The sequence below is a fragment of the Sphaerisporangium sp. NPDC049457 genome, from assembly GCF_055586705.1.
Map to the genome: position 1 here is coordinate 305,149 of NZ_JBVJHR010000007.1, position 25,398 is coordinate 330,546.

23 protein-coding genes are annotated in these 25,398 nt (G+C 72.1%); 13 read left to right on the top strand and 10 right to left on the bottom strand.

The window, feature by feature from the left end:
• Window positions 1-465: 465 nt before the first annotated feature.
• Window positions 466-888 (bottom strand): hypothetical protein, encoded by a 423-nt coding sequence (locus tag ACZ6QO_RS13935; RefSeq protein WP_465850647.1) that lies wholly within the window; start codon window positions 886-888, stop codon window positions 466-468.
• 555 nt (window positions 889-1,443) lie between these two features.
• On the opposite strand from ACZ6QO_RS13935, the gene pdxR reads away from it, so the two are divergent.
• From pdxR to ACZ6QO_RS13955, 4 genes are all read left to right on the top strand, one after another.
• A complete protein-coding gene (gene pdxR, locus ACZ6QO_RS13940) occupies window positions 1,444-3,021 on the top strand; it encodes a MocR-like pyridoxine biosynthesis transcription factor PdxR (RefSeq protein ID WP_465850649.1) in 1,578 nt (525 codons plus the stop codon).
• A gap of 880 nt (window positions 3,022-3,901) precedes the next feature.
• The gene (locus ACZ6QO_RS13945; protein ID WP_465850651.1) at window positions 3,902-4,948 is read left to right on the top strand and encodes a tyrosine-type recombinase/integrase; all 1,047 of its coding nucleotides are present in this window, start codon (window positions 3,902-3,904) and stop codon (window positions 4,946-4,948) included.
• Between the two features lie 128 nt (window positions 4,949-5,076).
• Window positions 5,077-6,090, top strand: a complete 1,014-nt coding sequence (locus tag ACZ6QO_RS13950) for a tyrosine-type recombinase/integrase (RefSeq protein WP_465850653.1) — start codon at window positions 5,077-5,079, stop codon at window positions 6,088-6,090.
• A 79-nt stretch (window positions 6,091-6,169) separates the two neighbouring features.
• Complete coding sequence (locus ACZ6QO_RS13955) at window positions 6,170-7,147, top strand: aldo/keto reductase (protein ID WP_465850655.1); 978 nt, start codon at window positions 6,170-6,172, stop codon at window positions 7,145-7,147.
• A gap of 529 nt (window positions 7,148-7,676) precedes the next feature.
• Here the strand turns inward: ACZ6QO_RS13955 and ACZ6QO_RS13960 are convergent.
• Both ACZ6QO_RS13960 and ACZ6QO_RS13965 read right to left on the bottom strand, forming a co-directional pair.
• A complete protein-coding gene (locus ACZ6QO_RS13960) occupies window positions 7,677-8,639 on the bottom strand; it encodes a DUF4037 domain-containing protein (protein WP_465850657.1) in 963 nt (320 codons plus the stop codon).
• Between the two features lie 217 nt (window positions 8,640-8,856).
• Window positions 8,857-9,915 carry a saccharopine dehydrogenase family protein gene (locus ACZ6QO_RS13965; RefSeq protein WP_465850658.1) on the bottom strand — a complete coding sequence of 353 codons (1,059 nt, stop codon included), beginning with the start codon at window positions 9,913-9,915 and terminating at the stop codon, window positions 8,857-8,859.
• A 140-nt stretch (window positions 9,916-10,055) separates the two neighbouring features.
• Between ACZ6QO_RS13965 and ACZ6QO_RS13970 the strand changes: the two genes are divergently transcribed.
• Entirely contained in the window at window positions 10,056-11,018 is a 963-nt protein-coding gene (locus tag ACZ6QO_RS13970; protein WP_465850660.1) for an AraC family transcriptional regulator, read from the top strand.
• Window positions 11,019-11,144: 126 nt separating this feature from the next.
• Here ACZ6QO_RS13970 and ACZ6QO_RS13975 read toward each other — a convergent pair whose 3' ends face one another.
• Window positions 11,145-12,188, bottom strand: a complete 1,044-nt coding sequence (locus ACZ6QO_RS13975; RefSeq protein WP_465850662.1) for a zinc-dependent alcohol dehydrogenase family protein — start codon at window positions 12,186-12,188, stop codon at window positions 11,145-11,147.
• A gap of 189 nt (window positions 12,189-12,377) precedes the next feature.
• Between ACZ6QO_RS13975 and ACZ6QO_RS13980 the strand changes: the two genes are divergently transcribed.
• Window positions 12,378-13,277, top strand: a complete 900-nt coding sequence (locus ACZ6QO_RS13980; protein WP_465850663.1) for a helix-turn-helix transcriptional regulator — start codon at window positions 12,378-12,380, stop codon at window positions 13,275-13,277.
• A gap of 64 nt (window positions 13,278-13,341) precedes the next feature.
• On the opposite strand, the gene ACZ6QO_RS13985 is transcribed toward ACZ6QO_RS13980, so the two are convergent.
• A complete protein-coding gene (locus tag ACZ6QO_RS13985; RefSeq protein WP_465850665.1) occupies window positions 13,342-13,677 on the bottom strand; it encodes a LuxR C-terminal-related transcriptional regulator in 336 nt (111 codons plus the stop codon).
• On the opposite strand from ACZ6QO_RS13985, the gene ACZ6QO_RS13990 reads away from it, so the two are divergent.
• The 3 genes from ACZ6QO_RS13990 to ACZ6QO_RS14000 are packed head-to-tail and all read left to right on the top strand — an operon-like array spanning window position 13,667 to window position 15,384.
• Window positions 13,667-14,041 (top strand): alpha/beta hydrolase, encoded by a 375-nt coding sequence (locus ACZ6QO_RS13990; RefSeq protein WP_465850666.1) that lies wholly within the window; start codon window positions 13,667-13,669, stop codon window positions 14,039-14,041. The two genes, ACZ6QO_RS13985 and ACZ6QO_RS13990, sit on opposite strands and share 11 nt — an antisense overlap.
• A complete protein-coding gene (locus ACZ6QO_RS13995) occupies window positions 14,031-15,188 on the top strand; it encodes an acyltransferase family protein (protein ID WP_465850667.1) in 1,158 nt (385 codons plus the stop codon). The genes ACZ6QO_RS13990 and ACZ6QO_RS13995 overlap by 11 nt, the downstream gene beginning before the upstream one ends.
• Window positions 15,097-15,384: a Tn3 family transposase gene (locus ACZ6QO_RS14000; RefSeq protein ID WP_465850669.1), complete on the top strand. Its 288-nt coding sequence runs from the start codon at window positions 15,097-15,099 to the stop codon at window positions 15,382-15,384. Before ACZ6QO_RS13995 ends, ACZ6QO_RS14000 begins: the two co-directional genes overlap by 92 nt.
• Window positions 15,385-15,462: 78 nt before the next feature.
• On the opposite strand, the gene ACZ6QO_RS14005 is transcribed toward ACZ6QO_RS14000, so the two are convergent.
• Window positions 15,463-16,041 carry a TetR/AcrR family transcriptional regulator gene (locus ACZ6QO_RS14005; RefSeq protein ID WP_465850670.1) on the bottom strand — a complete coding sequence of 193 codons (579 nt, stop codon included), beginning with the start codon at window positions 16,039-16,041 and terminating at the stop codon, window positions 15,463-15,465.
• 80 nt (window positions 16,042-16,121) lie between these two features.
• Here ACZ6QO_RS14005 and ACZ6QO_RS14010 point away from each other — a divergent pair, with 80 nt between their 5' ends.
• The 3 genes from ACZ6QO_RS14010 to ACZ6QO_RS14020 all read left to right on the top strand — a co-directional run bounded on the left by ACZ6QO_RS14010 (window position 16,122) and on the right by ACZ6QO_RS14020 (window position 20,111).
• Entirely contained in the window at window positions 16,122-16,895 is a 774-nt protein-coding gene (locus ACZ6QO_RS14010) for an oxidoreductase (protein WP_465850672.1), read from the top strand.
• A gap of 60 nt (window positions 16,896-16,955) precedes the next feature.
• Window positions 16,956-17,303 (top strand): VOC family protein, encoded by a 348-nt coding sequence (locus tag ACZ6QO_RS14015; protein WP_465850674.1) that lies wholly within the window; start codon window positions 16,956-16,958, stop codon window positions 17,301-17,303.
• Between the two features lie 192 nt (window positions 17,304-17,495).
• A complete protein-coding gene (locus ACZ6QO_RS14020) occupies window positions 17,496-20,111 on the top strand; it encodes a HelD family protein (protein ID WP_465850676.1) in 2,616 nt (871 codons plus the stop codon).
• A 15-nt stretch (window positions 20,112-20,126) separates the two neighbouring features.
• Here ACZ6QO_RS14020 and ACZ6QO_RS14025 read toward each other — a convergent pair whose 3' ends face one another.
• Complete coding sequence (locus tag ACZ6QO_RS14025; protein WP_465850678.1) at window positions 20,127-20,927, bottom strand: SAM-dependent methyltransferase; 801 nt, start codon at window positions 20,925-20,927, stop codon at window positions 20,127-20,129.
• Between the two features lie 258 nt (window positions 20,928-21,185).
• Complete coding sequence (locus ACZ6QO_RS14030) at window positions 21,186-22,343, bottom strand: erythromycin esterase family protein (RefSeq protein ID WP_465850680.1); 1,158 nt, start codon at window positions 22,341-22,343, stop codon at window positions 21,186-21,188.
• Between the two features lie 248 nt (window positions 22,344-22,591).
• Here ACZ6QO_RS14030 and ACZ6QO_RS14035 point away from each other — a divergent pair, with 248 nt between their 5' ends.
• Complete coding sequence (locus ACZ6QO_RS14035; RefSeq protein ID WP_465850681.1) at window positions 22,592-23,206, top strand: hypothetical protein; 615 nt, start codon at window positions 22,592-22,594, stop codon at window positions 23,204-23,206.
• 56 nt (window positions 23,207-23,262) lie between these two features.
• Here the strand turns inward: ACZ6QO_RS14035 and ACZ6QO_RS14040 are convergent, their stop codons facing one another.
• Window positions 23,263-24,462 carry an FAD-dependent monooxygenase gene (locus tag ACZ6QO_RS14040; protein WP_465850683.1) on the bottom strand — a complete coding sequence of 400 codons (1,200 nt, stop codon included), beginning with the start codon at window positions 24,460-24,462 and terminating at the stop codon, window positions 23,263-23,265.
• On the bottom strand, window positions 24,450-25,037 hold the full coding sequence (locus tag ACZ6QO_RS14045) for a TetR/AcrR family transcriptional regulator (protein WP_465850685.1): 588 nt from the start codon (window positions 25,035-25,037) through the stop codon (window positions 24,450-24,452). Before ACZ6QO_RS14045 ends, ACZ6QO_RS14040 begins: the two co-directional genes overlap by 13 nt.
• Between the last annotated feature and the right edge of the window lie 361 nt (window positions 25,038-25,398).

Genomic DNA, 25,398 nt, shown 5'->3' on the forward strand with positions numbered 1-25,398 from the left:
GGCCAAGCGGTATTCCATACTCGGCTCACACTCAGCGTCATCGACGCAGCCGCCGGTCCAGGCGCTCCCGGCGTCGCGGCTGCCGTCATAGCACTCGCCGACCCGGATCGTCGACTGGGCGGATGGCTACGCTGCCCGTCGTACGGGGTGTCCAGGTCTCGCGGTCATAGGTCTTCGACGTAGTCGGCGGCGATGTCGTCGGGTGGGTTGGTGTACAGGCGCAGGTAGCGGTCGTTGGCGTGGCCGAGGCGGCGCTCGAGTCCGGCGCGGTTGTGGCTGGAGGCCTGCGACAGGCCGCAGGCGAAGGTGTGCCGGGCGTGTGCACCCGGGGCGTGGCGGCGCCGCGGTGACGGCGGCCCTTGAGCTCGTGGAAGGTCTCGATCCGGTCCACGACGTTCTTGACGGTGCGCACCTGGGCGGCGGCCAGCGCTCGCGGCTGCGGGGCGGGCAGTGGTAGCGGGGCGACTATCTTGGTCGGGTCGCCGTGGCGCAGCAGCCCTTCGGGGGCTGCGCGGTGATCCAGGTGAACAGCGCTGACAGGTGCGCGAGGTGGTTGTTGACGGTCGCCGGCGCCATCGGCGCGGGCGTGTTGTCGCGGCCGCGGTTGCCGGCGGCGGCCAGGTGGTCGCGCCAGGCGGCGATCTCGCGCGGGGTGACGGCCGAGAGCCGGTCATGCCCGAGGCCGCCAGTGATCCAGGCGCCGAAGCGCTCCAGATGCCGGGAGATCTTGGCGGTGACCTCAGCTGAGCGGACTCCGCGCACGGCGAGATCGAGGTAGCGCTCCGTCCAGACCGGGAGGCTGTCGTCGGCCGGATCGAAGCGTTCGGGAAGCCCGACCACCTTTCGTGAAGTGATTTCGGCGCGATCCTGCCCGGCGAGCAGGGACACCGAGCTGAGGGTGGAGGACGGCACGCAGCCACATTGCTTCACGGAAGGGCCATTTCCTGAAGAGAGTCAGCCAAGCGCGAGCTTGGGCCAGCAGCTCGTTTGGGGCTCATGACACGTTTCTTACCGGCACCCCAAGACACGCCCCCTCACCCCGGCTCCACAGCGCCCCCGAGCCGACCAGGGGAGCGGAACCCGGCCGGCCGACCTCAACGGGGAGGGCAACGACCGCAGACGGCCGGGGGAGGAGCGCCATCAGGTCGCCGGACGCCGAGCAGGTGGTGCGTCATGTCCTTCACGACTCCTCGGGCCACCTCACCGCCGGCCGGGCACCGCCGGCCGGGCACCGCCGGCCGGGCACCGTCGCCCGCCCTTCATACGAACGCCCCCGCCTCCGCCCCCGGATCGACACCCACCCTCCCGGATTAGATCCGGCTTCTCCCGAATGACACACCCGCACGCGGGGGGGGGAGCCCCACGCGCGGGGGAGGAGACCACAGCCTCCCCGAAACCACCAACGACCCCCGGCGACCAACATCCCGCTGGCACAATGGCCCGATGAACAGGGCCGCACCAGGCACAGGCGACCGGTCCACAACCCCCCGCGACGACCACCCCCGGCAACCACAAGGATCCGACTTCCTGCAGCTCACCATCGCCGACGCCCCCGCCCGCGGCCGCTCCGAATGGCTCGCCCACCGGCTCAGGCAGGCCATCTCCGACGGCCGCCTGCCCATCGGCACCCGCCTGCCCGCCACACGCGTCCTGGCCGCAGAACTACACGTCTCCCGCGGCCTGGTCACCGCCGCCTACCAACGCCTCATCGACGACGGCCACATCGCCGGACGCGGACGAGGCGGAACCATCGTCGTCGCCGCCCCCATCACCGCACCCCACCCACCACCCCCGCCCGCACACTCCCAGTACCCCGCCACCCCCGGCCACCCCGCCGACCTGTTCACCCTCACACCCGGCACCAGCGTCTTCGACGCCCTGCGCGCCGCCCCCGCCCGCATCGACCTGTCACCCGGCGTCCCCGACCTCGCCGCCTTCCCCCGCACCGCCTGGCTACGCGCCGAACGCACCATCCTCGCCGACCTGTCAGCCGCACAACTCGGCTACGGAGACCCGCGCGGCACACCCGCCCTGCGCCTGGCCGTCGCCAACTGGCTCGCCCGCAACCGCGGCATCAGAACCGACCCCGACCACGTCCTCATCGTCGCCGGCGTCGCCCAGGCCCTCGCCCTGCTCTCCCAGGTGCTCCACCGCCAGGGCATCGACCAGGTGGCCGTCGAAGACCCCGGATCCCTCGGAGCCGCCCAGCAACTACGCGACTGGGGCCTCGCCACACCCCCCGTCCCCGTCGACGACCACGGCCTGCGCGTCACCGACCTGCGCGCCACCAACGCCCCCGCCGTCCTGCTCACCCCCGCCCACCAGTTCCCGACCGGAGTCGTCCTGGCCGGCCACCGTCGCCGCGACCTCATGCGCTGGGCCACCGACGGCGGCATCATCATCGAAGACGACTACGACGCCGAACACCGCTACGACCGCCCGCCCGTCCCCGCCCTGCGGTCCATGCTCACCGAGCACGTCTTCTACGCCGGCAGCGTCTCCAAGCTCCTCGCACCCGCCCTGCGCGTCGGATGGCTCCTGGCCCCGCCCGAACACCGCGACGCCCTCATCGCCGCCAAACGCAACACCGACCTCGGCAACGCCGTCCTCACCCAGCTCGTCCTCGCCCACGTCATGGCCCAAGGAGAGATGGAACGCCAGCTCCGCTACCTGCGCCGCCGCCACCGGCGACGACGCGACGCCATGATCGACGCCATCACCGCCCACCTGCCCGGCACCACCGTGCACGGCGCCGCCGCCGGCCTGCACCTCATGATCACCTTCGATCAGGACGTCCGCGACACCGACCTCGCCGCCGCCTGCCTGACGCGCGGCGTCAAGGTCCAGCCACTGTCCTGGCACCGCCACCGGCCCGGCCCACCCGGCCTGGTCCTCGGTTACGCCGCCAGCACGGCCACCGACATCGCCCAGGGCATCGCCACCATCGCCTCTCTCATGCCCGCACGCCGCGGACCCGGGGGAGGGGGACGGCCCCGGCCGCCCGGCCCCGCCCCGGCATGAACCGCGTGCCGCCGGCAGACGCGGCCTCGGGACGCAGGGGGAGCGTCCGCGCGAACACGCGCGTCATCGCCGTGGCCATGGGAGCGGCGACGAAGGCCCGCGGGGAGCGGGTATGGCCACCACAGCGACAGAACGACACAAAGCCCACAAAACGTCGTAAACCATACAGAATTGAGCTTCTGTATGGTTTAGTGCCTTACGGTACAGAAGGGCGCCCGGAAGCCGACAGGCCCGCAGACACTCACCGGCGCGCGCCGTGGCCGCACCGGCGGCGCAACCCACACCACGCCGGCGCGAAGGGGCCGAAGGCGGATGCCCGCACATCGCGAAAGTCCTGCGGCAACGCCGCGGCGGCGGGCCCTCGAGGGACGCCACCCCTCATGATCGTTTTACGGATGATCGCCATTCCGGCCGACCCGGCACCTGATCCGAATCCAGGGCGTATCGGCGGTCGTCCGGCACGCGCCGGCGCACCGCGCGAACGGTTCGCGCCTCAGAAGCCCGGCGGCGCACAGGCCAACACGCCGAACGGAAAGGCGCAGGCGCGCACGACGCGCAGCGCCCGCCGTCCGCGCGGCCCTCTCGCCGGCCCTTCCATCCCTATTTGCAGCATAATCGCACTTATGCTGCAAACGAGGTTCGCGTCCCCCAAAGGCCCCCCACCACCCATAGCCGTCCCGTCCCGTCCCGTCCCGGCGCGTTGCGACGACGCGACGCGAACGCGTGACGAGCGGACGGCTGAGCGCTCCGCCGGACCGGCCCGGGTACGCGTTCAGCGGCGGATGCGGCGTGTCCGCGGGCCGCTTGTGCGGGTTTGATGCATAATCGCAGCCATGTGCGCCGCTTCCAGGAGGTCGCCGCTTGCCTGAGAGTGAAACCCATGGTGGATGAGCGTGATCCCCTGGTGCTGATGCGACTGCCCGAGGCCGCCGCCGAGTTCATCTCCTCACTGCGCACCAAGAAGCTCTCCCCGCACACGATCGCCGGATATGAGCGTGACCTGCACCTGGTGGCCGGCATCGCCGCAGGCCTGGCCGAAGTCCCGGCGCTCGACCTCGAGGTACGTCACCTGAGCGGGCGCCTGGTGCGCGGCGCGTTCGCCGAGTTCGCCGAGCCGCGTTCGGCGGCCAGCGTCAACCGCGCGTGGAGCGCCTGGAACCAGTTCCTGACGTTCTGTGTCGCCGAAGGCATGCTGGAGGGCAATCCGATGGCGGCGGTCCCCCGGCCCAAGCAGCCGGCCAAGGCGCCCAAGCCGCTGCTGGGCGACGGGACGGCCTCGCAGACCCTGCTGGAGCGGGTGGCGGCCGGCGCCCGCAAAGCCCGCGACCCGTGGGTGGAGCGCGACCTGGTGGTGCTGGCGCTGGCCCTGGTCACCGGGATGCGCTCGGCCGAGCTGCTGGGGCTGACGCTGGGGTCGATCGGCGGCGCCACCGGAGATCGCAGGATCCAGGTGGTCGGCAAGGGCGGCAAAACCCGGTCGTTGCCGATCGAGCCGCCCATCGAGCATCTCATCGAGGAGTATCTGGCCAGCCGGTCGCGCCGGTTCGGGCCCGCCGCGCTCCCCCGCTCCGCGGCGTTGCTGGTCGACACCAGAAACGAGCCGTTGCGGCGTGGCGGGCTGCAGTATCTGGTGCGTCAGTGTTACCGGTATGCGGGCATCCATGATCGTGTGCAGAAGGGCACGTTGGTGCACGCGTTGCGGCACGAGTTCGCCACGCGGCTGGCCGAGCGGGGGGCTTCGGCGCACGAGCTGATGGAGTTGCTCGGCCATTCCTCGATCGTGACCGGTCAGGCGTATGTGGCTTCGACGGCGCGTGAGGTGCGGGCGGCGGCGCGGGGCAATCCGGCGTACGGCGTGCTGGACCGGTTGCGCCCGGCGGGACCGCCGGACGAGACGGATGCGGCGGACGCGGCGGACGGCGTCTGAGCGGCGGCCGCGTCGACAGGGCGCGTTGCCGCCGGGGCGGGTGGAGAAGGTCCGTCAGGGCGGTGGGCGGCGAAATTGTCGGTCGGGGCCGGTACGGTGCCGTGGTTGCCCGCCGGAAGGACTGATCTATGCGGCCCGTGAAGCTGAAGCGGCTCACCGTGGAGGAGTGCGTCGACCGTTATGTGGAGCTCGTGCGCGCCAAGACGGTGACCGGGGCGCTGTCCCCCGCGACGGCCGAGGTGTACGGGCGCGATGTGGCCACCTTCGCCGAGCTGGCTGGGGTGGGGCGGGTGCTGGACGATCTGTCGGGTGAGGATGTCGACGCGGTGCTGCTGGCGTTCGCTCGCAAGCCCGACGGGCGGCGCTCCTCCCCCGCGGGTGCCTCGCAGAGTCCGTCGTCGCAGTCGCGGTTCCGGCGGTCGGTGTCGGCTTTCTTCAAGCATGCGGCGCTGTCGGGGTGGGTGCAGGTCAATCCGATGACGGCGGCGACGGTCACGGCGAAGGAGCGCGGCGGGTTGCGCGCCGAGCGGCGGGCGCTGACGCGTGAGCAGGCGCAGGGGCTGGTGGGTGCGGCGCGTGAGCAGGCGGTGTCCAAGCCCGAGGGCGGCCGGCGTGATCAGCGCACCGAGGTGCGTGACGCGCTGATCGTGTTGTTGCTGTCGACGGTGGGGCCGCGGGTGTCCGAGCTGGTGCGTGCGAACGTGGAGGATTTTTACACCAACGATGGTGTGCGTTATTGGCGTATCTTCGGCAAGGGCGGCAAGACGCGTGATGTGCCGTTGCCGGCCGATGTCACCGAGGTGCTCGACGGTTACCTCGCCGGTGCCCGGCCGGTCACGTCCGAGAAGGCGTTGCTGTTGTCGTGGCGGGGGCGGCGCCTGGCGAGGGGTGATGTGCAGGCGGTGATCGACCGTGTGCAGCGGCGGGTCGATCCGGCGCAGCGCAGGTCGGTGACGCCGCATGGGCTGCGGCATACGACGGCGACGCATCTGCTGGCCGACGCGGTCGACATGGACGCGGTGCGCCGGGTGCTGGGTCACAGCGATCTGGCGACGCTGGGGCGTTACCGGGACGAGTTGCCGGGTGAGCTGGAGGTGGCGATGCGTGCCCATCCGCTGCTGCGGGGGCGGCCGGGCGCGTAGCGCGCCGCCCGGGCCGGGCCCGTGGCCGTGGGGTCGGCCCTGGTGATGGGCGGCGGGTCGTGGGCCGTACGATCGGCGTGTGGAAAAGCGTGAGTTGGGGAGAACGGGCAGGCAGGTCGGGGTCGTCGGCCTGGGGGCGTGGCAGCTGGGCGCCGACTGGGGTGAGGTCAGCGAGGACGACGCTCTGGCGACATTGCACGCCGCCGTAGACGCCGGGGTGAGCTTCATCGACACCGCTGACGTGTACGGGGACGGGCGCAGTGAGCAGATCGTCGGCCGGTTGCTGAAGGAGCGGCCCGGTCTGACGGTGGCCACCAAGATGGGGCGGCGGGTGGCGCAGGTGCCCTCGGCGTACACCTTGGACAATTTCCGGGCGTGGAATGACCGGTCGCGGCGGAACCTCGGCGTCGACGTCATCGATCTGGTGCAGTTGCACTGCCCGCCGACGCCGGTGTACGGCGAGCAGGCGGTGTACGACGCGCTGGACACGCTGGTGCAGGAGGGCCGGATCGCCGCCTACGGGGTGAGCGTGGAGACCTGCGAGGAGGCGTTGACCGCGATCGCGCGGCCGGGCGTGGCGACCGTGCAGATCATCTTCAACGCCTTCCGGCTCAAGCCGCTGGAGCGGGTGCTTCCTGCCGCGGCGGAGGCGGGGGTGGGCATCATCGCGCGGGTGCCGTTGGCCAGTGGCCTGCTGTCGGGGCGGTATGACGAGCACACCAGCTTCGCCGCCGACGACCACCGCGCCTACAACCGGCACGGTGAGTCGTTCGATGTGGGCGAGACGTTCTCGGGGGTGGATTACGCGACCGGGCTGAAGGCGGTGGAGCGTCTGAAGCCGCTGGTTCCCGAGGGGATGTCGACCGCGCAGTTCGCGCTGCGCTGGATCATCGACCATCCGCAGGTGAGCGTGGTGATCCCCGGTGCCCGCAACGGGCGGCAGGCGGTGGCCAACGCCGCCGCCGCGGAGCTGCCGGCTCTGTCGGCGGAGACGCACGCGGCGGTGGCCGGGGTGTACGACGAGCTGATCCGCCCGCAGGTCCACCACCGCTGGTAGCCGCCTCCGACGACCCGGCCATGATCGGCCAGATCCGCGCCATGGCCAGGCAGTTTGTGGTCGCGTGGTCGCTGTGGTCCCTCACGGACGACGTGGTTCTCGTGGTCGCGGAGCTGCCGGCCAACGCCGTCGTGTACGGGGGGCCGCCGGTCCGGCTCGGCCTCGACGCTGACGAGTCCCCGAGCCCGGGGTTCGAGCGTCACTGCCGGGGGGCGGGCTGGTGTTCCGCTCCCCCGTCCGGCTGTCGTCCTCAGGTACGGGCCGGCCGCCCGGTGCCGGTCATGTCACCGCAAGGGTGGTCGGTCAAGACAGAGACTTGGCCGCGAAGCGAGGCCGCCGGTGAGGGGCTTCCCATGGCCTCGGCGATGACGGGGTCGGCGCGGACGCCACGCTGTGCCGTTGGATGTTCGAGACGCATCCGGTGGCCAGTACGGCGGGAGTGAGGCGCCGGCGGGCAGCGCGGTCTGGTGCACGCCGGCGGCTCCCGATTCGGCGGGGTCGGCGGTCGGCGTGAGCGCGATCGCGGCGGTCACGGCCCGCTCGGATCGCGTAGCGCGCGGGAGACGGCCAGGGAGCGGGCGCTGTCGCCCAGCACCTGCACGCTGTCGCAGAACTGGTCCACCGATCCGGTCGCGCGCGGGCCCGCCACCGAGGGGTCCACCGTGCCCAGCAGCGCTTCGGCGAACCGGTCGGCGCCGATCACCCGGAACGGCCGGTCGAAGTAGGCGCGCACCGACGGCTGCAGCGGTTCGGTCAGGCCGAGCCTGTTGTGCAGCGCCGCCACCCGTTCGTAGGCCCGGCACAGGTGCTCTTCCCGTTCGCGCCAGCCGCGTGCCGCCAGTGCCGCCGCGAACATCTCCCCCAGTTCCGCCGACCCGCCGAGCCGGGCGAACGCGCTGCCCAGCCACTTGGCGTAGGGCGGGTAGCGTCGGCGCATGAGCAGGCACAGGCGCATGAGCTCCTCCACCAGGCGCGCGGTGACCAGCAGCGACCCCAGGTCGTCGCCGACCTCGCCGCACCGGCCGGGGAAGCTTTCCAGCTCGCCGACCCGCCGCCATTGGCAGGCCAGGACGTGGCGCCACACCTGGTCGGGGTACCAGCGCAGGTTGGCCCTGGCCGCCGCCAGCTCTCCCAGCCCGTCGTGGAAGACCTCGCCGCTGGTCACCTCGGCCAGCCGCTGCCAGGACACCCCGAGCCAGTCGGTCGTGCCGATCGGGCCGCGGGGGTCGAATCCGAGGCGGGACCGCGCCCACTGTTCGAACACGGTGACCACCACGCCGTGGCGGGGCGGGTTGCGGTCGGACCCGAAAACGGTCGGATAGCCGCGGAACTGCTCGGGCAGCGCGGTTCCCAGCCGTTGTGACAGGGCGGTCTCCTGTCCGGGCTGGACGAACACCAGCACGCGGGGTCCCCAGTCGTGGTCGGCCGAGCGTTCGGTGTCGAACGCCAGTACCTCCGAGCCGGGGCCGATCAGCGCGGCGCTGTGTGGCACCTGGCCGATGAGCGGACGGACAACCTCCGTGTAGAACGCGCGCGACAAGGGAAGACCTGGCACGAAGCCAGCAGCGAAATCGGACATCACTCAACAACTGTGCCTTGCCGGCCGTCCCGCTTCATCTGGTTTTCCGCGCGCCGCCCGAGGCCGTCCGCCGTCCGCGATCTGTAGCGCACGTACCGGCGAGCCGGAACCGGCCGGAAGAGGCTCGGTGTCAGGTCGCCGGCGCGTCCTCGATGGTGCAGTTGATCCCGTGTGGGACGAGGGAGTCGAGGAAGGCGGCCGGGTGGTAGGCCTGGGCGGGTGCGAGTACTCCCGGCTTGGCGGGGTCGGCGATGAGACGGCGGGCGCTTTCGACGGCGATCACCGCGGTCGTGCCGTAGGTGTCGGGACCTTGGACGACGCCTCGGGCACGCCGGCCGTCGGCGCTGGTGGCGTCGAGCACGCAGGTGAAACGCTGGGTGCGGCGGCTGTCCTCATCGGGTCCTTCAGGCAGGCTTTCGATGATCTCCGGTGTGAGCGGGGTGGTCAGCCGGTCGCCCAGCGCCGCCTGGGTCAGGCCCTGGACATGCCGGACGCGGATGTGGCGGGGAATGGTCACCACCTCCGACATGGGAAAGGCCGTCACCGGGGTCGGCTGCGACTGTCCGGGCAGCGTGATCTCGGTGTGGCGGGCGGGCGTGCCGGGGCGCCAGTCGCCGTCGTCGTAGGCCATGCCTCCCGTCTTGATGGCGTCGATCGTTTCGGCCGCTGAACGCAGTGAGCCGCGCGACATGCCGCCGCCCCCGACGACCACGTGGGTGATGATGATCTCTTCGACTTCGACGGGGTCGAGGCGGCCGGCCAGGATGTGGGCCATGAGGTCTGCCGGGAGGCAGCCGTCGTTGGCAGCGGGCACCACGGTGACCCCGGCGTTCTGCGCCTCCGCGCCGAAGGTGTCGAAGATCTTCTTGACGTAGAGCTGCTCGCCTGAGGTGTCGACGTAGTGACAGCCGGCGGCGATCGCGGCGCGGACCACGGCCTCACCGCAGGAGGTGAAGGGTCCGGCGCAGTTGATGACGCCGGCGCAGCCGCGGAACGCGCTCACCAGCGCCTCATGGTCGCTGGTGAGCGCCACACGTCGTTCCACGCCGGAAAGGCCCACGGCCGAGGCGGCCTGGTTCAGGCGCGTGAGGTCACGTCCGGCCAGGACCGGCTCGATGTCGCGTCGTGCCAGTTCGGTGAGTACGAGTTTTGCCTGGTATCCACTCGCGCCATAGACGGCGATCTTCATGTGTCTCTCCACGGTCGGAGCTGCGCCGTTGCTCGGCCATCAGCACAGTAAGGCGCTGACGTAAGACGATTGAATGCGCGATCCGCTGTGATGTTTGCGTCATCGTCTCGATCGAGGTCACTGTTGGTTATGTTGGCTGCGTGGATGTTCTGTCTGATGTGGTGAGCGCGGCGCGTACCGGTCGCCCCCACTCGGGCCGGGTGACCAGGTCCGCCCCCTTCGCCCAGCGGTTCGCGGCGGTGCCGTCCGCCGGATTCCACATCGTTCTGCAGGGGACGTGCCGGCTCATCCCGTCGCAGGGCGAGCCGATCGTGCTCGGGCCGGGCGACGTGGCGTTCCTGCCGCGCGGATCCGCACACGGTCTGGCCTCCGCACACGATCTCGCCCGCGACCCGTCCACGCCGGGAAACGAGCCGCCCGCAACGCCCACCGGGGTCCATGACGGCCGCGACGAGGAAACCGTCGCCGACCGGCCGCCGACGGTCGTCATGCTCTGCGGCGCCTACCTACTGGACGGATGCGGGCCGCATCCGCTGCTGGACGACCTGCCCGAGGTCGTCCACCTGCCGACGCGGGTAGGGCGCCACAGGGAACTGCGGGCCGCGGTCGAGCTCCTCGGGGTGGAGCTGGACGGCGACGCCCGCCCAGGCTCCGACACGATCCTGCTCACCCTGCTGGATCTTCTCCTGCTCTACATCCTGCGCGCGTGGTTCGAAGAACAGCGGGTCTCCGGCCACTCCGCCACCGGCTGGGCCGCGGCGCTGCACGACCCCGCCGTCGCCGCCGCCCTGCGCGCCATTCACGGAGACCCCGGCCGGCCATGGACGGTCGAGGAGTTGGGCGCGCGGGCACGCCTGTCTCGCGCCGCCTTCGCCCGGCGGTTCACCCATCTGGTCGGCCGGCCACCGCTCACCTACCTGACATGGTGGCGGATGATCACCGCCGCCCGGCTCCTGCGCACCTGCGACGCTCCTGTCAACACGATCGCCCGGCAGGTCGGCTACAGCTCGCAGTACACCTTCACCCATGCCTTCAAACGCCAGTACGGGTCACCGCCCGGCGGTTACCGGCAACACACCGGCTCAAGCACCACACCCGGGTAGAAATCCAGAAGCTTCGGCGGCCCGTGACATGTCCGAGGCGCGTCTCCCAGGCCAGGGAAGGTGCCGGGTCCGCCCGGAGCGGGGGTACGGGCCAGCCGGAACTTCGCCGCTGTCGCGCCTCGGGAGTCAGGGTTCGATGAGGACCTTGAGGGTCTTGCGGTCGGCCATGTCCTGGTAGCCGGCCGGGACGCCGTCCAGGTCGGTGGTGGCGTCGAAGACCTTGCCCGGTTCGATGGCGCCGTCCAGGATGTCGGGCATCAGTTCTTCGATGTAGGCGCGGACCGGCGCGGGTCCGCCCGTCAGGCGCACGTTGCGGCGGAAGAGGCTGCCCATGCCGATCGGCGCGTCCTCGTACTGGGGGACGCCGACGCGGCTGATGACGCCGCCGGGGCGGACGACGCCGAGGGCCTGCTGGTAGGCGGGCATGGTGCCGACGGCCTCCAGGACCACGTGGGCGCCGTGCCCGCCGGTGAGTTCGCGCACCGCCTCGATGCCTTCCTCGCCGCGGGCGGAGACGACGTCGGTGGCGCCGAACTCGCGGCCGAGGCCGGTGCGGGCCTGGTGGCGTCCCATCAGGATGATCTGCTCGGCGCCCAGGCGCTTGGCCGACAGGACCGCCAGCAGGCCGACGGCGCCGTCCCCGATCACGGTGACCCGGGTGCGCCGGTCGACGCCGCCGGCCGCAGCGGCGTGGTGGCCGGTGCCGAGGACGTCCGAGAGCGTCAGCAGGGACGGCAGGAGGGCCGAGTCCGCTTCGACGGGCAGCTTGACCAGGGTGCCGTCGGCGAGCGGGACGCGGACCGCCTCGGCCTGGCCGCCCTCGAACGACGGCCCGCCCCAGAAGCGGGCTTGCGGGTTGGTGCAGCAGGTGTGCAGGCCCTCGCGGCAGAACCGGCAGGTGTTGTCGGAGATGGCGAACGGCGCCACGACCAGGTCGCCCCGGTTGAGGGTGGTCACCTCCGGGCCGGTGTCCTCGACGATGCCGATGAACTCGTGCCCCATCCGGGCGGGGCCGTCCTCCGGTTTCATCCCGGCGTAGGGCCACAGGTCGCTGCCGCAGACGCAGGACGCGGTGACGCGGACCAGCGCGTCGGTGGGCAGCTTGATGACCGGGTCGGGTACCTGCTCGACGCGGACGTCGCCGGCGCCGTACATCACGGTCGCACGCATCAGAAGTTCTCCGTTCCAAATGGTCGTTTCTCTCAGGTGGTGGCGGCCAGGTGCTGGCGGCGCCTCGTACGTGCTGCTCCCAGGAAACCCGCCCGGCCGCACGCGAGGCAGAGTGCGTTCACCGGGGGGACAAGCTCAACCCCCTTCACCGCCGCCACCCGCGCGAACCCTGCGACTACTGTGGAGGGCATGGACGACCGGCCCGGCCACCGCGCCCAGATCAGGGACTTCCTCGCCACCCGCCGCGCCAGGCTCACCCCCGAGCAGGTCGGGCTGCCCGCCGGCGGTCGGCGCCGTGTTCCCGGGCTGCGCCGTGAGGAGGTCGCGGTGCTGGCCGGTGTGAGTACCGAGTGGTACACCCGGCTGGAGAAGGGCCACATCAGCGGCGTATCGGAAGAGGTGCTCGACGCGGTCGCCCAGGCCCTTCGCCTGGACCAGGACGAACGCACCTACTTGTTCGACCTGGCCCAGGCCGCCCGGCCCGCCCGCCGCGCACCTTCGCGCTGCAAGGACGTCCAGGTCCCGCCGCGCGTCCAGTGGCTGCTGGACTCCATGACGATGTCGGCGGCGTTCGTACGCAACGGCCGCCAGGACATCGTCGCCCACAATGCGCTGGCTCGGGCCCTGCTCGCGCCGGTCTTCGACAGCCATGCCAGCACACGGCACGGCCGCGCCAACCTCGCACGCTACGTCTTCCTCGACCCGGGCTCCCAGCGGTTCTTCGTCGACTGGGACGCGGCCACCGCCGTCGCCGCCGCCCTGCTGCGCGCCGAGGCCGGACGCGAGCCCCACGACCGGGCCCTGCGCGACCTCGTCGGTGAGCTGTCCACGCTCAGCACCGCGTTCCGCGGCCAGTGGGCCGCCCACGACGTGCGCATCCGCCACGCCGGCGGCAAGCGGCTGCGGCACCCCCAGGTCGGCGACCTGGAGCTGACCTACCAGTCCCTCGCCCTGCCCACCTCACACCGGACGGTGTACGATCTCACCATCTACACCGCCGAACCGGGCAGCACCTCCGAAGAGCGGCTCAAGCTGCTTGCCAGCCTGGCAGCCCCCCAGCCGGCACACCCCGCCGAACAGCCGCGTTGAAGCGCGCCGGCCTGCTCACCGGCGCACACCTCCCGCGACCGCCCTCTCCGGTCGTCCGCTCGGGTCAGGGCACCGAGACCAGGCCCGCCTCGTAGGCGAGGATGACCAGCTGTACGCGGTCGCGGGCGTCGAGCTTGGCCAGCAGTCGCGTCACGTACGCCTTGACCGTGGCCACGCTGATCACCAGTTCCGCGGCGATCTCGGCGTTCGACATGCCGCGTCCGATGAGGGTCAGCACCTCACGCTCACGCGCGGTGACACCCTCCAGGCGGGGATGCCGCGGCGCCGCGACCCGCACCGGCCGTCCGGCGAACTCCCCGATCAACCGGCGGGTGACGCTGGGCGCGATCAGCGCCTCCCCTGCGGCGACCACCCGGATCGCGGTGAGGATGTCCTCCAACTCCTACGGCTCGGTGGTCTGCGCACAGGCCGCCTCCGGGCTGCGGGTGAGCGATATCGTCCTGTACGGCAGCGCGGGCGCCGCGGCGCCCGACGCCGCCGCGTTGCGCACTTCCGCCACGGTGTGGGCCGGCCGGGGAACCCGCGACTGGGTGGCTCACGTGCCGCACACCCGGCTGCGCGTTCCCTTCACCGGCATCGGCGTCGGCTTCGGGACCGACCCGGTCTCCCCCCGGTTCGGCGCCCGGGTCTTCGCCGCGGGCGACGCCGGACACAGCGACTACCTCAGACCCGGCGTGGCACTGGACAGCATCGCCCGCGTCGTCGCCGGGCAGGCGCGGTGGCAGGTGCGTCATGGCGGCTGAACTTCTCCGGCGGATCGAGGAGGCGACCCCCGCCGGCCGTGATCGGGGCCTGGACGCGCTGCGCGCCGGAGCCATCTGCGGTGTGGTGCTCGGGCACTGGCTGGTGACGGCCCTGGTCGCCGGCAGCGGCGCGATCCGCGTCGCCAGCCCTCTGCGGCACATGCCTCAGCTCGCCCCGCTGTCCTGGGTGCTGCAGACGATGGCGATCTTCTTCCTGGTGGGCGGGCACGTGGCGGCGGCAGGCAGTGCCCGGGCCCGCGCCCGCGGCCTGAGCCACCGGCGGTGGCTCGCCGCGCGCGTGGGCCGGCTGTTTCGGCCGGTGGGCGCGCTACTGGCGGTGTGGAGTGTCGCCGCCGCAGTGATGCTGGCCGCCGGAGCCGACCCGGACACCGTGTACTCGCTGGTCAAAACGGTGCTGTCGTCGATGTGGTTCCTGCTGGTGTTCGCGGCGCTGACGGCGGCGACGCCGCTGGCCGCCCGGCTGCATCCGGTGTGGCCGCTGGCGGTGGTCGCGGCGGCCGACCTGGTCCGCTACGGGCTGGGCGGGCCCGGCTGGGTCGGCTGGGTGAACGTGGCGGCCGGCTGGCTCGTCCCGTACTGCCTGGGTGCGGCGTGGGCGCGCGGCCGGCTGTGCGGACGCGGAGCCGGATGGGCGCTGCTGCTCGGCGGCGGCGCCGCGACGACGGCGCTCATCGTCTGGGCGGGTTACCCGGCCGCCATGGTCGGGGTGCCCGGCGCTCCCATCTCCAACCAGTCCCCGCCGACGCTCGCCGCCGCCGCCTTCGGCCTGGCCCAGTGCGGGGCGGCGCTGCTGGCGCTGGGCCCGCTGCGCCGGGTGCTGCGCCGTCCCGCACTGTGGGGGACGGTGGCGCTGGCCAACCTGTCGGCGATGACGGTCTTCCTGTGGCACCAGACCGCGATGATCGCGGTCACCGCGGCCGGGCTGCTGTCGGGCCGCCGGTTGCCGGGCCTGCACACCGCGCCCGACGACCACGGGTGGTTGTCGGCCCGCCTGGCCTGGCTGCCGGCGTTCGCGGCGGCGCTGCTGGTGTGCTGTGCCGCCTTCCACGGCCTCGGGGAACATCGGTACAGCCGGTGGTCGAGCACCTGGCTGCGCAGCTCGGTATCGAGGATGCGTCGGTGGTGAAGCGGTATACCGAGCGGCCCAAGACGGAGCGGTCGAGGACCTGGCCCGCAACCGCGTGAACCTGAACAAGGTGATCACGCACTGGCCGGACATGCTGAAGGTCGCCGGTTCCCTGGTCACCAACCAGGTCCGCGCCTACGACCTGCGGCTTCACCGCCTCCACCCCGGCCGTCGGAGTCCTGCGCCCGCTGCGTGATCCGGACGCTCCGGAACTGGACGAGGACGACGACGGGAGCGGGCAGGAGTAACGCGCCGGGCACGCGCGTCCTTCGGCTCAGCTCGAGCGCGGGGCCACGTGGCGCAGGCCGTCGAGGAGGACGGTGGTGATCTTTCGGGCTTCGTCGAGCCATCCCTCGGTCACGCGCATGGAGCAGATGCCGCCCAGGGCCCGCAGGAGGGTGGGGCCGGTGACGTCGTCGCGGACGGTGCCGGCCGCGCTGGCGGCGTCGAGGAGCTGGGTGAAGGCGTCGCCCATGCGGGTGCGGGCGTCGTCGAAGACCGGTGAGTCCGTCGCCATGATGCTCTCCAGCGCGACGGACATCCCCTTGCCCACGGCGGCGTGGTCCACAAGCAGCAGCAGGAACCGCCGCAAAGCTTCGTCCGGGGCGTGCTGGTGCAGCAGGTCGCCGGGTGCGGCGCACAGGTCGTCGACCTCCTTGCGGTAGACCTCCTCGATCAGCGCCTCGCGGGTCTCGAAATGGCGGTAGAGCGTGCCCACGGCGACGCCGGCACTGCGGGCGATCTCCTCCACGTGTGCGTCGGTGTCGCCGCCGAGGAACGCTTGTCGGGCTGCGGACAGCAGTGCCTCGCGATTGCGTCGTGCGTCGGCGCGCAGCGGGCGTGATGCAGGCAAGGCAACCCCCATAAGATGAGTCTGATTCCGTTTACGTGTACTGTTTCCGGAGTCAGGTTCATCTTACGGAGGAGATCTCCATGCCGGACACCGACGAGGGCCTGGAAGGCCTGCGAGTGCTGGTCACCGGCGGCAGCCGGGGCCTGGGCGCGGCAACCGTGCGCCGCTTCGTCGCCGCGGGCGCGACCGTGCTGACGGCTTCCCGCAGCCGGCCCGAGGAGGACGGCGGCGCCACCTTCGTACCGGCGGACCTCTCGACGCAGCAGGGCGTGGCCGAGCTCGGCCGCCGGGTCGTCGACCAGGTGGGCGGAGTGGATGTGCTCGTGAACAACGCCGGCGCGGCCAGCACCCCGGCGCCGACCCTGAGCCGGTCCGACGCATCCTGGCAGGCGGACCTGGAGATGAACCTCCTCAGCGCCGTGCGCCTGGACCGGGCTCTGGTACCGGGAATGGTCGAGCGGGGCTCCGGCGTCGTCGTCCATGTCTCCTCGATCGCCAGCCAACTGCCCCAGCGCACCGAGGCGTCCTACGCCGCCGCCAAGGCCGCGCTCAACACCTACAGTCGCGAACTGGCCACCGAGGTCGGCGCGCACGGGGTGCGTGTGGTCTGCGTCCTTCCCGGCTTCGTCGTCACCGACGGCGCCACCGCCCACCTCCGGCACATGGCCGAGAAGCAGGGCGTGACCACCGAGGAGGTCACACGGCGGATCGTGGACCACCTGAACGTTCCCATGGGCCGCCCCGGGGATCCCGAGGACGTCGCCGAGATGATCGCTTTCCTCGCCTCCGGCCGCGCGAAGTGGCTCACCGGGGCGCAGTTCCGCGTCGACGGCGGCATCATCCCGACCGTCTGAGCACCGACCAGTACCAGCGCGAAGAACAGGACCATCACCATGTCCATCACCCTGAGTTCCGTGATCATCGACGCTGCCGAGATCGAGGCGGAGAGCGCCTTCTGGCACCGGCTGCTCGGTGGATCGATCCATCGCACGCCGACCCATCACTTCATCCAGGCTCCCCGCCTCCCGGTCATCGTCGTCCAGTCCGCCCCCGAACACGTCGCCCCGAGCTGGCCGGACGGCACCTCCCAGCAGATGCACCTCGACTTCGGAGTCGAGGACCTCGCGACCGCCGACCGCACGGCCACCGACGCCGGCGCCACCCGGCTGCGGCCCACCGAGGAGATCACTTCGGAAACCCGCACCGGCAGCCGCGTCTACGCCAGCCCGGCCGGACATCCCTTCTGCCTGCGCGCAGCCTGACGCCCCGCCCGACCCGTTTCCCCCTGCCGCCGGCCCTGCGGGACCGCGAAACCGGTAAACCTGTGACCAGCGGAAACACCACACGGCTGACGCGGCGGGGAAGAACAAGACTGGTCTTCGGCTCCCGCCATACCTCACCCTGGGCTGATCCCAAGGCATGACCCGGCACGGCACACGACAGGGCGGACCACGGTGACCCAGGACGACCACGGCCTGCGCACGCAGATCGAAGCCGAGCAGCGCCACCTGCACACCCTGTACGAACGGCTCGACGCGCTGCGCGCCGAGACCAGGGAGCGGCTGGCGGCGGCATTGCGCGAGAGCGGCGGCACCCCGCAGGCCCGCGCGGAACGCGACGCCGACGTCGCCTGCCACGCCGAGCGGCTGACCCGGCTGGAGGCGGCCGAGGAGGGCCTGTGCTTCGGCCGGCTGGACCTGCGCGACGGCGAACGCCGCTACATCGGCCGCATCGGCCTGCGCGCCCAGGACGACGCGGGCGACCCGCTGATGATCGATTGGCGCGCCCCGGCCGCCCGGCCGTTCTACGTCGCCACCGCGCTAGCCCCCGAAGGGGTGCGCCGTCGCCGCCACATCCTCACCCGGGGCAGGCAGGTGGTGGATGTGGACGACGAGATCCTCGGCGAGCCGCCGCACGAGCCGCCCCCCGGCGGCGGGCCGACCTGCGACCGGGCCGCCACGGACGCCCCCACGCCGCACGCGGCCACCCGGCCGGGCCGCACCGGAGCCGAAGGCACCGCAACCGGGTCCCCTGCCTCCGCCCACCACGAACCCGTGCAAACCGGTGACCCCGTACCCGTGGTCGGCCAGGCCGCGCTGCTGGCCGCGATATCGGCCGAGCGGACCGGCCGCATGCACGACATCGTGGCCACCTTGCAGGCCGAGCAGGACGCCGTCATCCGCTCCGACCACCACGGCGTCCTGGTCGTCCAAGGAGGCCCGGGCACCGGCAAGACCGCCGTCGCCCTGCACCGCGCCGCCTACCTGCTCTACACCCGGCCCCGGCTCGCCTCCGGCGGCGTACTGGTCGTCGGCCCCAGCGCCGCCTTCCTCACCTACATCGGCCGGGTGCTGCCCGGCCTCGGCGAGACCGGCGCGCTGCTGTCGACCGTCGCAGGGCTGTTGCCCGGCGTCGACGCCGACCGGGTGGAAAGCGCCGCGACGGCCGAGGTCAAAGGCCGGGCCGAGATGGCCGCGGTGGTGGCCGCCGCCGTGCGCGAACGGCGGACCCCGTCCCGCGACGGCGTCACCGTCGACGCGGGCGGCGAGCGCCTGCGCCTGGACGGCGCCACGTGCCGGCGCGCCGTCGAACGCGCCGCGCGGACCGGTCTGCCCTACAACCGGGCCCGGCAGGTCTTCGCCCGCGAGATCACCGCCCATCTCGCCCAGAGGCTGGCCGGCGCCGCCCGCGACCTGGCCGACCGTCTGGAGGCCGACATCGCCGACGTACTGGCCGAGTCCGGCGTCCGGGAGGCGATCAGCGCCGACCTGGCCGCCATGGACGGCGTCTTCGACCCTGCCGACGGCCGGTCCGGACCGGGAGACCTCCTCGGCCCGGCCGACGTGCCCGCCCTGGAACGCGAGTTGCGCGACGACCCCGGCGTGCGGGCGGCGGTGCAGGCCCTGTGGCCGGCGCTGACACCCCAGCGGCTGCTGGAACAGCTGTACGCCGACCCCGCCCGCCTGGAACGCGCCGCCCCCGGGCTCACCCCCGACGAACGGTCCCTGCTGTCACGACGCCCCGGCGGCGGCTGGAGCGCCGCCGACGTGCCCCTGCTGGACGAGGCCGCCGAACTGCTCGGCGAGGACGACGAGCCCCCACGGACACAGGCCGCACGCGAACGGGCCCGGCACGTCGCCTACGCCCAAGGCGTGCTGGACATCGCCGCCGCCTCCCGCCCCGGCGACGCCACACCACGAAGAACAGGCGACACGCCGGCCGGACCCGGCGCAGGCGGCGGATCCGGCGGGGACGAGGGGCGCGACGTCCTGACCGCCGCCGACCTGATCGACGCCCGCGCGCTCGCCGAACGCCACCGCCACACCACGCACGTCACGGTGGCCGAACGAGCCCGCGCCGACCGCACCTGGGCGTTCGGCCACGTCATCGTGGACGAGGCGCAGGAACTGTCCCCGATGGCCTGGCGGATGCTCATGCGGCGCTGCCCCAGCCGCTCGATGACCGTGGTCGGCGACCTGGCCCAGACCGGGGACCCGGGCGGCGCCTCCAGCTGGGAACAGGCGCTCGCCCCGCATGTCGGCGACCGGTTCCGCCTGGCCCGGCTGTCGGTCAACTACCGCACGCCCGCCGAGATCATGACGGCGGCCGGGGACCTGCTGGCCGCGATCAGCCCGGGCACGCCCCCGCCCCGATCGGTGCGCCGGACCGGCGTGCACCCCTGGCGGACGCGCACCACCCGCGCCGCGCTGCCCCAGGTGCTGGCCGAACTGGCGGCGGCCGAGACGGCGGCCGGAGGCGGACGCCTGGCGGTGATCGTCCCTGAGGCACGGGCCGCCGAACTGGGCGCCGCGGTCGCCGAGGTCCTGCCCGGGGTCTCCTTCGGCCCGCGCCCCGACCTGACCCGACCGGCCGTGGTGCTCGGCGTCCGGCAGGCCAAAGGGCTGGAGTTCGACGTCGTGCTCGTCGCCGACCCGGCCGGCATCCTGGCCGGGTCCGCGCGCGGGCGCAACGACCTGTACGTGGCGCTGACCCGCGCCACCCGCCGCCTGGGCGTGGTGCACGCCGGCCCGCCCCCCGCCGAGATCGCCCGCACCATCCGCGCCGTATGAAGAACGCTCTGCGGGCTACGGCTTGACGGCGACGCCGCAGAACGCGGCGACCTCCTCGGGGAGCCCCCAGGCGCTGGGTTCGGGCCGCCACCGCGACACCGACACCACCCCGGGCTCCAGCAGTCGCAGCCCGTCGAAGAACGACGCGATCTGCTGGGGCGTGCGCAGCTTGTAGGGGTCCCCCGCTTCGGCGCGGGTCTTCTCGGCCTCGGCGGCCGCCTCCGGGTCGACGGCGTTGGTGCCGTCCTCCAGTACCAGGTAGCTGCCGGGCGGCAGCGCCGCCACCAGGCGGTCACGGATGGCGCGGGCCTCCTCGTCGTCCCACACGTTGCCCAGGATGCCCAGCATCATCAACGCGATCGGCCGGGTGAAGTCCAGCGTGCGGGCCGCCGCGGCCAGAATCCGCTCCGGGTCGCGGACGTCGGCGTCGATGTAGTCGCACACCCCTTCCGGGGTTCCGGCTAACAGGGCCCTGGCGTGCACCAGCACCAGCGGGTCGTTGTCCACGTAGACGATCTTGCATGACGGGTTCATCCGCTGGGCCACCTCGTGGGTGTTGTCCACCGTGGGCAGGCCGGTGCCCACGTCCAGGAACTGCGTGATCCCCTGCTCGCCCGCCAGGTGCCGCACCACCCGCCCCAGGAAGGCGCGCGACTGCCGGGCCACCTGCACGATCCCCGGATACACCTGGCGGATCTGCTCACCGACCTGCCGGTCGATCGGATAGTTGTCCTTGCCGCCCAGCCAGTAGTTCCACATCCGGGCCGAATGCGGCGTGGTGGTGTCGATCGGCGTGAGCGTATTGTCATCGGTCATGGTGGCATCCTCGCCCTCGAAGGGGCACGCCACCGACGGCCGGCGCCGGTGGCGTGCGGTCGGCCCTGATCATCGCAGGACCGGCCACCGCCCGGCACGCCTGTCCCCCACTCCGCCCGCCGTCCCTGCCGGTCGACCGCAGCGTCGGTCGCTTACTGTCAGCTGACCGGGTTTGGGTGTCGAATGTTTGTTTTCCATCGAGCAGGCGGCTTTACAAAGTAAGTTCAGTGGCCGCCGACTGCCGGCGCCTCCTGCCGGTCAGTCCAGCGTGACAGCCTGCTTGAGGAAGACGACGCCGTCGATCGTGCCGAGCCTGGCCGGGTCCAGCGGGATGTAGGCGAAGTCCTGGGAGACGCGCTGGACCGGCTTGTCGACGGCCCCGGCCAGACGGCGCGCGTCGACAACGGCGCGGTCCCACGGCAGCGTGGACAACACGCCCTCGACGGTGTCCGGGGACGGGGCGTCGCCGCCGACCCGGCCGAAGGCCGAGGCCAGGAAGGCGTACCGGTCGCCCAGCTGCGCCCCGATGATCGCCCCCGCGCTCCACCACTCCAGCGTCTGGTCGCCGAGCCGCATCAGGCTCTTGTCCCGCTGCAGGTGCGTGTTGTGGGCGAAGACCAGGGCAGGGCCGCGCTCGGCGACGGCGCGCAGGTTGGCGGCCATCATCGCGTCCCGCAGGGCCGCCAGCCGGCTCCACCGCGCCGGGGAGGTGTCGGCCATCCCATGGTGGTAGCGGAGCAGGCCGATGGCGGTGCGCCCGTACAGCGCGGCCCGCTCCCGGTCCCGCGCGCTCAGCCGCGGCACCTGGGTGTCCAGCAGCGCCACCAGGTCGTCGGCGAGCAGCCGCAGCCGCTGGGCCTCGGCGGACCGGCCGATCGACTGGGACGGATCCATGACGGTGGCCTCGTTCGACCACCGCTCGTCCGGGCCGAGCAGCGTGTCGAGGGTCTCCGCGGTGCACGGGAGCGGGCCGTCCAGGAGGGCGTACAGGGCGGTGAGCGCCTGGCGCGGGCTCGCCGCCCAGTACTCCAGCGGGCCGTCGAAGCCGAAGAACCTGAGCTTGTCGTCGTGCTCCTCGTTGTACGCGCGCATCCAGCGCACGAGCTCGCGGTTGGCCGGGGAGGCGCCGAAGCCGTGGCTGAAGCCGCGTTCCATGACGTCGTCGAGCGTGCCCGTGCCCGTCGTGAGGTGGTCGTCCACCAGCAGGCCCATGAGGCAGTCGCTCTCGACGGCGAACGACCGGTAGCCCTCGTGCTCGACCAGATGCCGGAAGATCTCGTTGCGCAGCTCGCCCAGCTCCCCCACGAAGTGCCTGGCCTCCCCCAGGCCGAGTAGCAAGGGTTCGGCGGGAAGCGACCGCAGGAACGCCGAGACGCCCGCGCCGTCGAGCGGCCGGGCCAGGTCCGTGATGTCCATGCCTTGAACGGTATCGTTGATCTTTCGGTGTGAACTTGTCCCGGAAATCCGCGCTTTCATCGCGGTGAACTCTCGAACGGCGGGCCCATGCCATCGCCGCCGTGCGCACTGCTCCCCACGTCGTAGAGTGCGCCCGCCCGCTACGACCGGCGAGGTAGCCGGGAGAGTCATCTGGGCCGACGACGGAGAGGCATTCGGCGCGGAAGCATTTCCACTGATGGACTCTCTTCGAGAAGGACACATCGACGATGCTGTTCGTAGAGCTACTGGTGCCCGCAGGTGTTTTCGACGAGCAGGAGCGCCGAAGCCTCGCCGACCGGCTGACCGGGCGGCGCCTGTTGTCGGCCGTGGACGGGGAGACGGTGGCCGCCGATCCCGGCGTGATCGACCTGCTCGACTCGCTCAGCCATGTGGTGGTGCGCGAGGAGGAGGTATGGAACGCCGGCGGGCGGCTGCTCGACGCCTCGCAGGGCTCCTGGTACGTGGTCAACGTGATCGCCGGGATGTGGGGAAAGGAGATGAGTGAGCACCTCATCTCCCGCATCACCGCGGAACTGGCGCAGGCGGAAGGCAATCCGGAGCCACGGGCCGTGGTGCACGTGATCAGCCTTCCCGAGGGCGCTTACGGCCTGCACGGCCGGGCCCAGCGCTCCTCCGACGTCCTGCGACTGATCGAGCAGGCCAAAACCGGCCGTGCGGCCCCAGTCTCGGACGACATGATCGTCGATCCGGTCTGCGGCGCCGCCGTCCCGCTCCAGGACGCTGTCGTCCTAGAGCGCGGCGGGCGGACTTACGGCTTTTGCTGCACCCACTGCCGCGGGCACTTCGTCAGGCAGTTGAGCGACGCGGAGGCGTCCTGCTGACGGTCGTGGCCGATGTCAGGGAGCAGGAGGCGTGGACCGGCGAGGACGAGCGGGCGCTACGCGACGGCCGGTTCGGTCGACGTGCCGGAGGCCTGGCGCATGACGTCGGCGAGCCTGGTGTCCTTGCCCGCGAGGATGGAGGTCACGTACCCCATGACGAAGGGCACCCGGCTCAGCCCGAGCATCACGCGCCGGACACGCAGATCGGCCGGTGAGGAGGGCAGGAACCAGCGGGCCATCGACCGGGCATTGCGTTGTTTGTCCTCGACCACGGGCCGCCACAGGCGCTCGAACTCGGCGGCGGCCCGCTCGATGGTCGGTGCATGCGCGAGCCGGTCGGCGAGCAGGAAGGCGCCGGCGATGCCGAGTGAGGCGCCCTGCCCGGCGATCAGCGACACGGCGTAGGCGGCGTCTCCGAGCAGGACGACCCGGCCGGTGCTCCACTCCGGAAGCTCGATCTGCGCGACCTGGTCGTAGTAGATCTCCTCGGCCGGCGGGCACTGCTCCAGCGCGCGCGGCGTCACCCAGCCCAGACCGGTGTAGGCGCCCTGGATCGCCGCCCGCGGGTCGTCCGGAATCGTGGGATCGGCGCTGCGGTGCACCGCGAACGCGGCGACCCGGCCGTCGCGGAGCGCGTAGAAGCCCATCTGCCGGTCGATGGAGTCGGTGAGGCAGAACGCGCGCCTGGTGGCGGCATGCACCTCCGGCGCTTCGAAGGTGAACGCCGCCGTGTGCAGGCCCAGGTAGCGCAGGTAGCGATCCTCCGGCCCGAATACCAGCCGGCGGACGGTCGAGTGGATCCCGTCGGCGCCCACGAGCAGATCGGCGTCCACGACGGTGCCGTCCTGCAGGGTCACCGCCACGCCATCGGTGCGGTCGGCCACCTCGGTCAGGGCCGTGCCGTAGCGCAGCTCGACCTCGGCCGGAAGGTTCTCGGCCAGCACGGCCTCGATGTCGGGGCGCAGGAGGCTCAGCAGCGGGCCACGCGAAAAGCTCTTGGTCCGGACCGTGGCGCGGCGGCGACCGTTCCGGTCGACCAGGTGTCCCTCGTCATAGTGGTAGGCCGCTTCTTCTAACGCGGGCAGCAGTTCCATGGCCTCGATCGCCTCCAGCCCGGGGCCGAAGAAGTCGATCATGTATCCCTGGGGGCGGAGCCCCGGGGCCCGCTCGACGATCAGGACCTCGCCGCCCTGGGCGGCGAGCCGGTGTGCCAAAGCCAGGCCGCTGATCCCGGCCCCGCTGATCACTGTTCGCACTGTCGTTCCTCCGTGGGGGATGTGGAGACGAGCCTGCGCAGCACCGCCGAGGGATCTTTCGCGTTCAGGCCCAGGCCGCGGTGCAGCAGGACGCCGTCCAGGGAGGCCGCCAGGACGGCCGCGGTCTCGAACGGGGCGGGCACCCCGTACCGTTCCAGCCACCCGCCGAACCGCTGTCCGAAGTCGGCGACCAGCCCGGCGATCCGCTCGCGCAGTTCGTCGTCGCGGGTGCTCGCCAGGTACGCCTCGATGAACAGCAGTGAGGTGGCGTCGGCGCCGGTGTACTCCTCGACCGACGCGAGCATCGTCTCGATCGCGTCGCCGGGCGACCGGGCGCTTTCCAGTAGCTCGTTCAGCCCGGTCAGCAACTCCCTCATCCGGCTGGTCGCGGCCTCGTTCAGCAGGCTCGGCAACGAGGGGAAGTGGTAGTGCACCACGCTCGGCGTCACCCCGGCGCGCTCGGCGAGGATCCGGGTGCTCACCGCCGTCCAGCCGCGTTCGGGGATGAGCTCCGCCGCCGCGTTCAGCAGCCGTTCCCGGACCGCGCGCCCGCGCTCGGCCGTTGGGGAGATCATCGTTCTCTCCGATCTAGGGCGGTCGCCCTGTACGACTGCCCTGATTGTAGGTCACGCGCTGGCCGCGTCCGAGTCGAACCGAGTTCGGGCAGGTTGATGGCAGGCCGAGAAGGCGGTGGGCCTACCGCGTGCGGATCGCCTCTGCGGTGCGGCAGCAGACCGGGTGGACCGGGTCCCCGCCGGTGGCCGCGAACGGCCGGAAGCCCGCCCCCTGGTCAGGGCGGGCTTCCGGCCGTGCCGCCGGAGAGGCTCAGATCTCCTCCACGCTGCTCGGCTCGCGCCGGGACAGGTCGATGCCGAGCTCCTCCGCCGCGCGGAAGACGTCCTCGTCGGTGTCGCGCATCTCGATGGACATGCCGTC

Excerpts from the sequence above, each read along its gene's own strand:
- pdxR (WP_465850649.1), top strand. The coding sequence starts at position 1,444 with ATGAACAGGGCCGCACCAGGCACAGGCGACCGGTCCACAACCCCCCGC.
- ACZ6QO_RS13945 (WP_465850651.1), top strand. The coding sequence starts at position 3,902 with ATGGTGGATGAGCGTGATCCCCTGGTGCTGATGCGACTGCCCGAGGCC.
- ACZ6QO_RS13950 (WP_465850653.1), top strand. The coding sequence starts at position 5,077 with ATGCGGCCCGTGAAGCTGAAGCGGCTCACCGTGGAGGAGTGCGTCGAC.
- ACZ6QO_RS13965 (WP_465850658.1), bottom strand. The coding sequence starts at position 9,915 with ATGAAGATCGCCGTCTATGGCGCGAGTGGATACCAGGCAAAACTCGTA.
- ACZ6QO_RS13975 (WP_465850662.1), bottom strand. The coding sequence starts at position 12,188 with ATGCGTGCGACCGTGATGTACGGCGCCGGCGACGTCCGCGTCGAGCAG.
- ACZ6QO_RS13980 (WP_465850663.1), top strand. The coding sequence starts at position 12,378 with ATGGACGACCGGCCCGGCCACCGCGCCCAGATCAGGGACTTCCTCGCC.
- ACZ6QO_RS13990 (WP_465850666.1), top strand. The coding sequence starts at position 13,667 with ATGTCCTCCAACTCCTACGGCTCGGTGGTCTGCGCACAGGCCGCCTCC.
- ACZ6QO_RS13995 (WP_465850667.1), top strand. The coding sequence starts at position 14,031 with ATGGCGGCTGAACTTCTCCGGCGGATCGAGGAGGCGACCCCCGCCGGC.
- ACZ6QO_RS14010 (WP_465850672.1), top strand. The coding sequence starts at position 16,122 with ATGCCGGACACCGACGAGGGCCTGGAAGGCCTGCGAGTGCTGGTCACC.
- ACZ6QO_RS14025 (WP_465850678.1), bottom strand. The coding sequence starts at position 20,927 with ATGACCGATGACAATACGCTCACGCCGATCGACACCACCACGCCGCAT.
- ACZ6QO_RS14030 (WP_465850680.1), bottom strand. The coding sequence starts at position 22,343 with ATGGACATCACGGACCTGGCCCGGCCGCTCGACGGCGCGGGCGTCTCG.
- ACZ6QO_RS14035 (WP_465850681.1), top strand. The coding sequence starts at position 22,592 with ATGCTGTTCGTAGAGCTACTGGTGCCCGCAGGTGTTTTCGACGAGCAG.
- ACZ6QO_RS14045 (WP_465850685.1), bottom strand. The coding sequence starts at position 25,037 with ATGATCTCCCCAACGGCCGAGCGCGGGCGCGCGGTCCGGGAACGGCTG.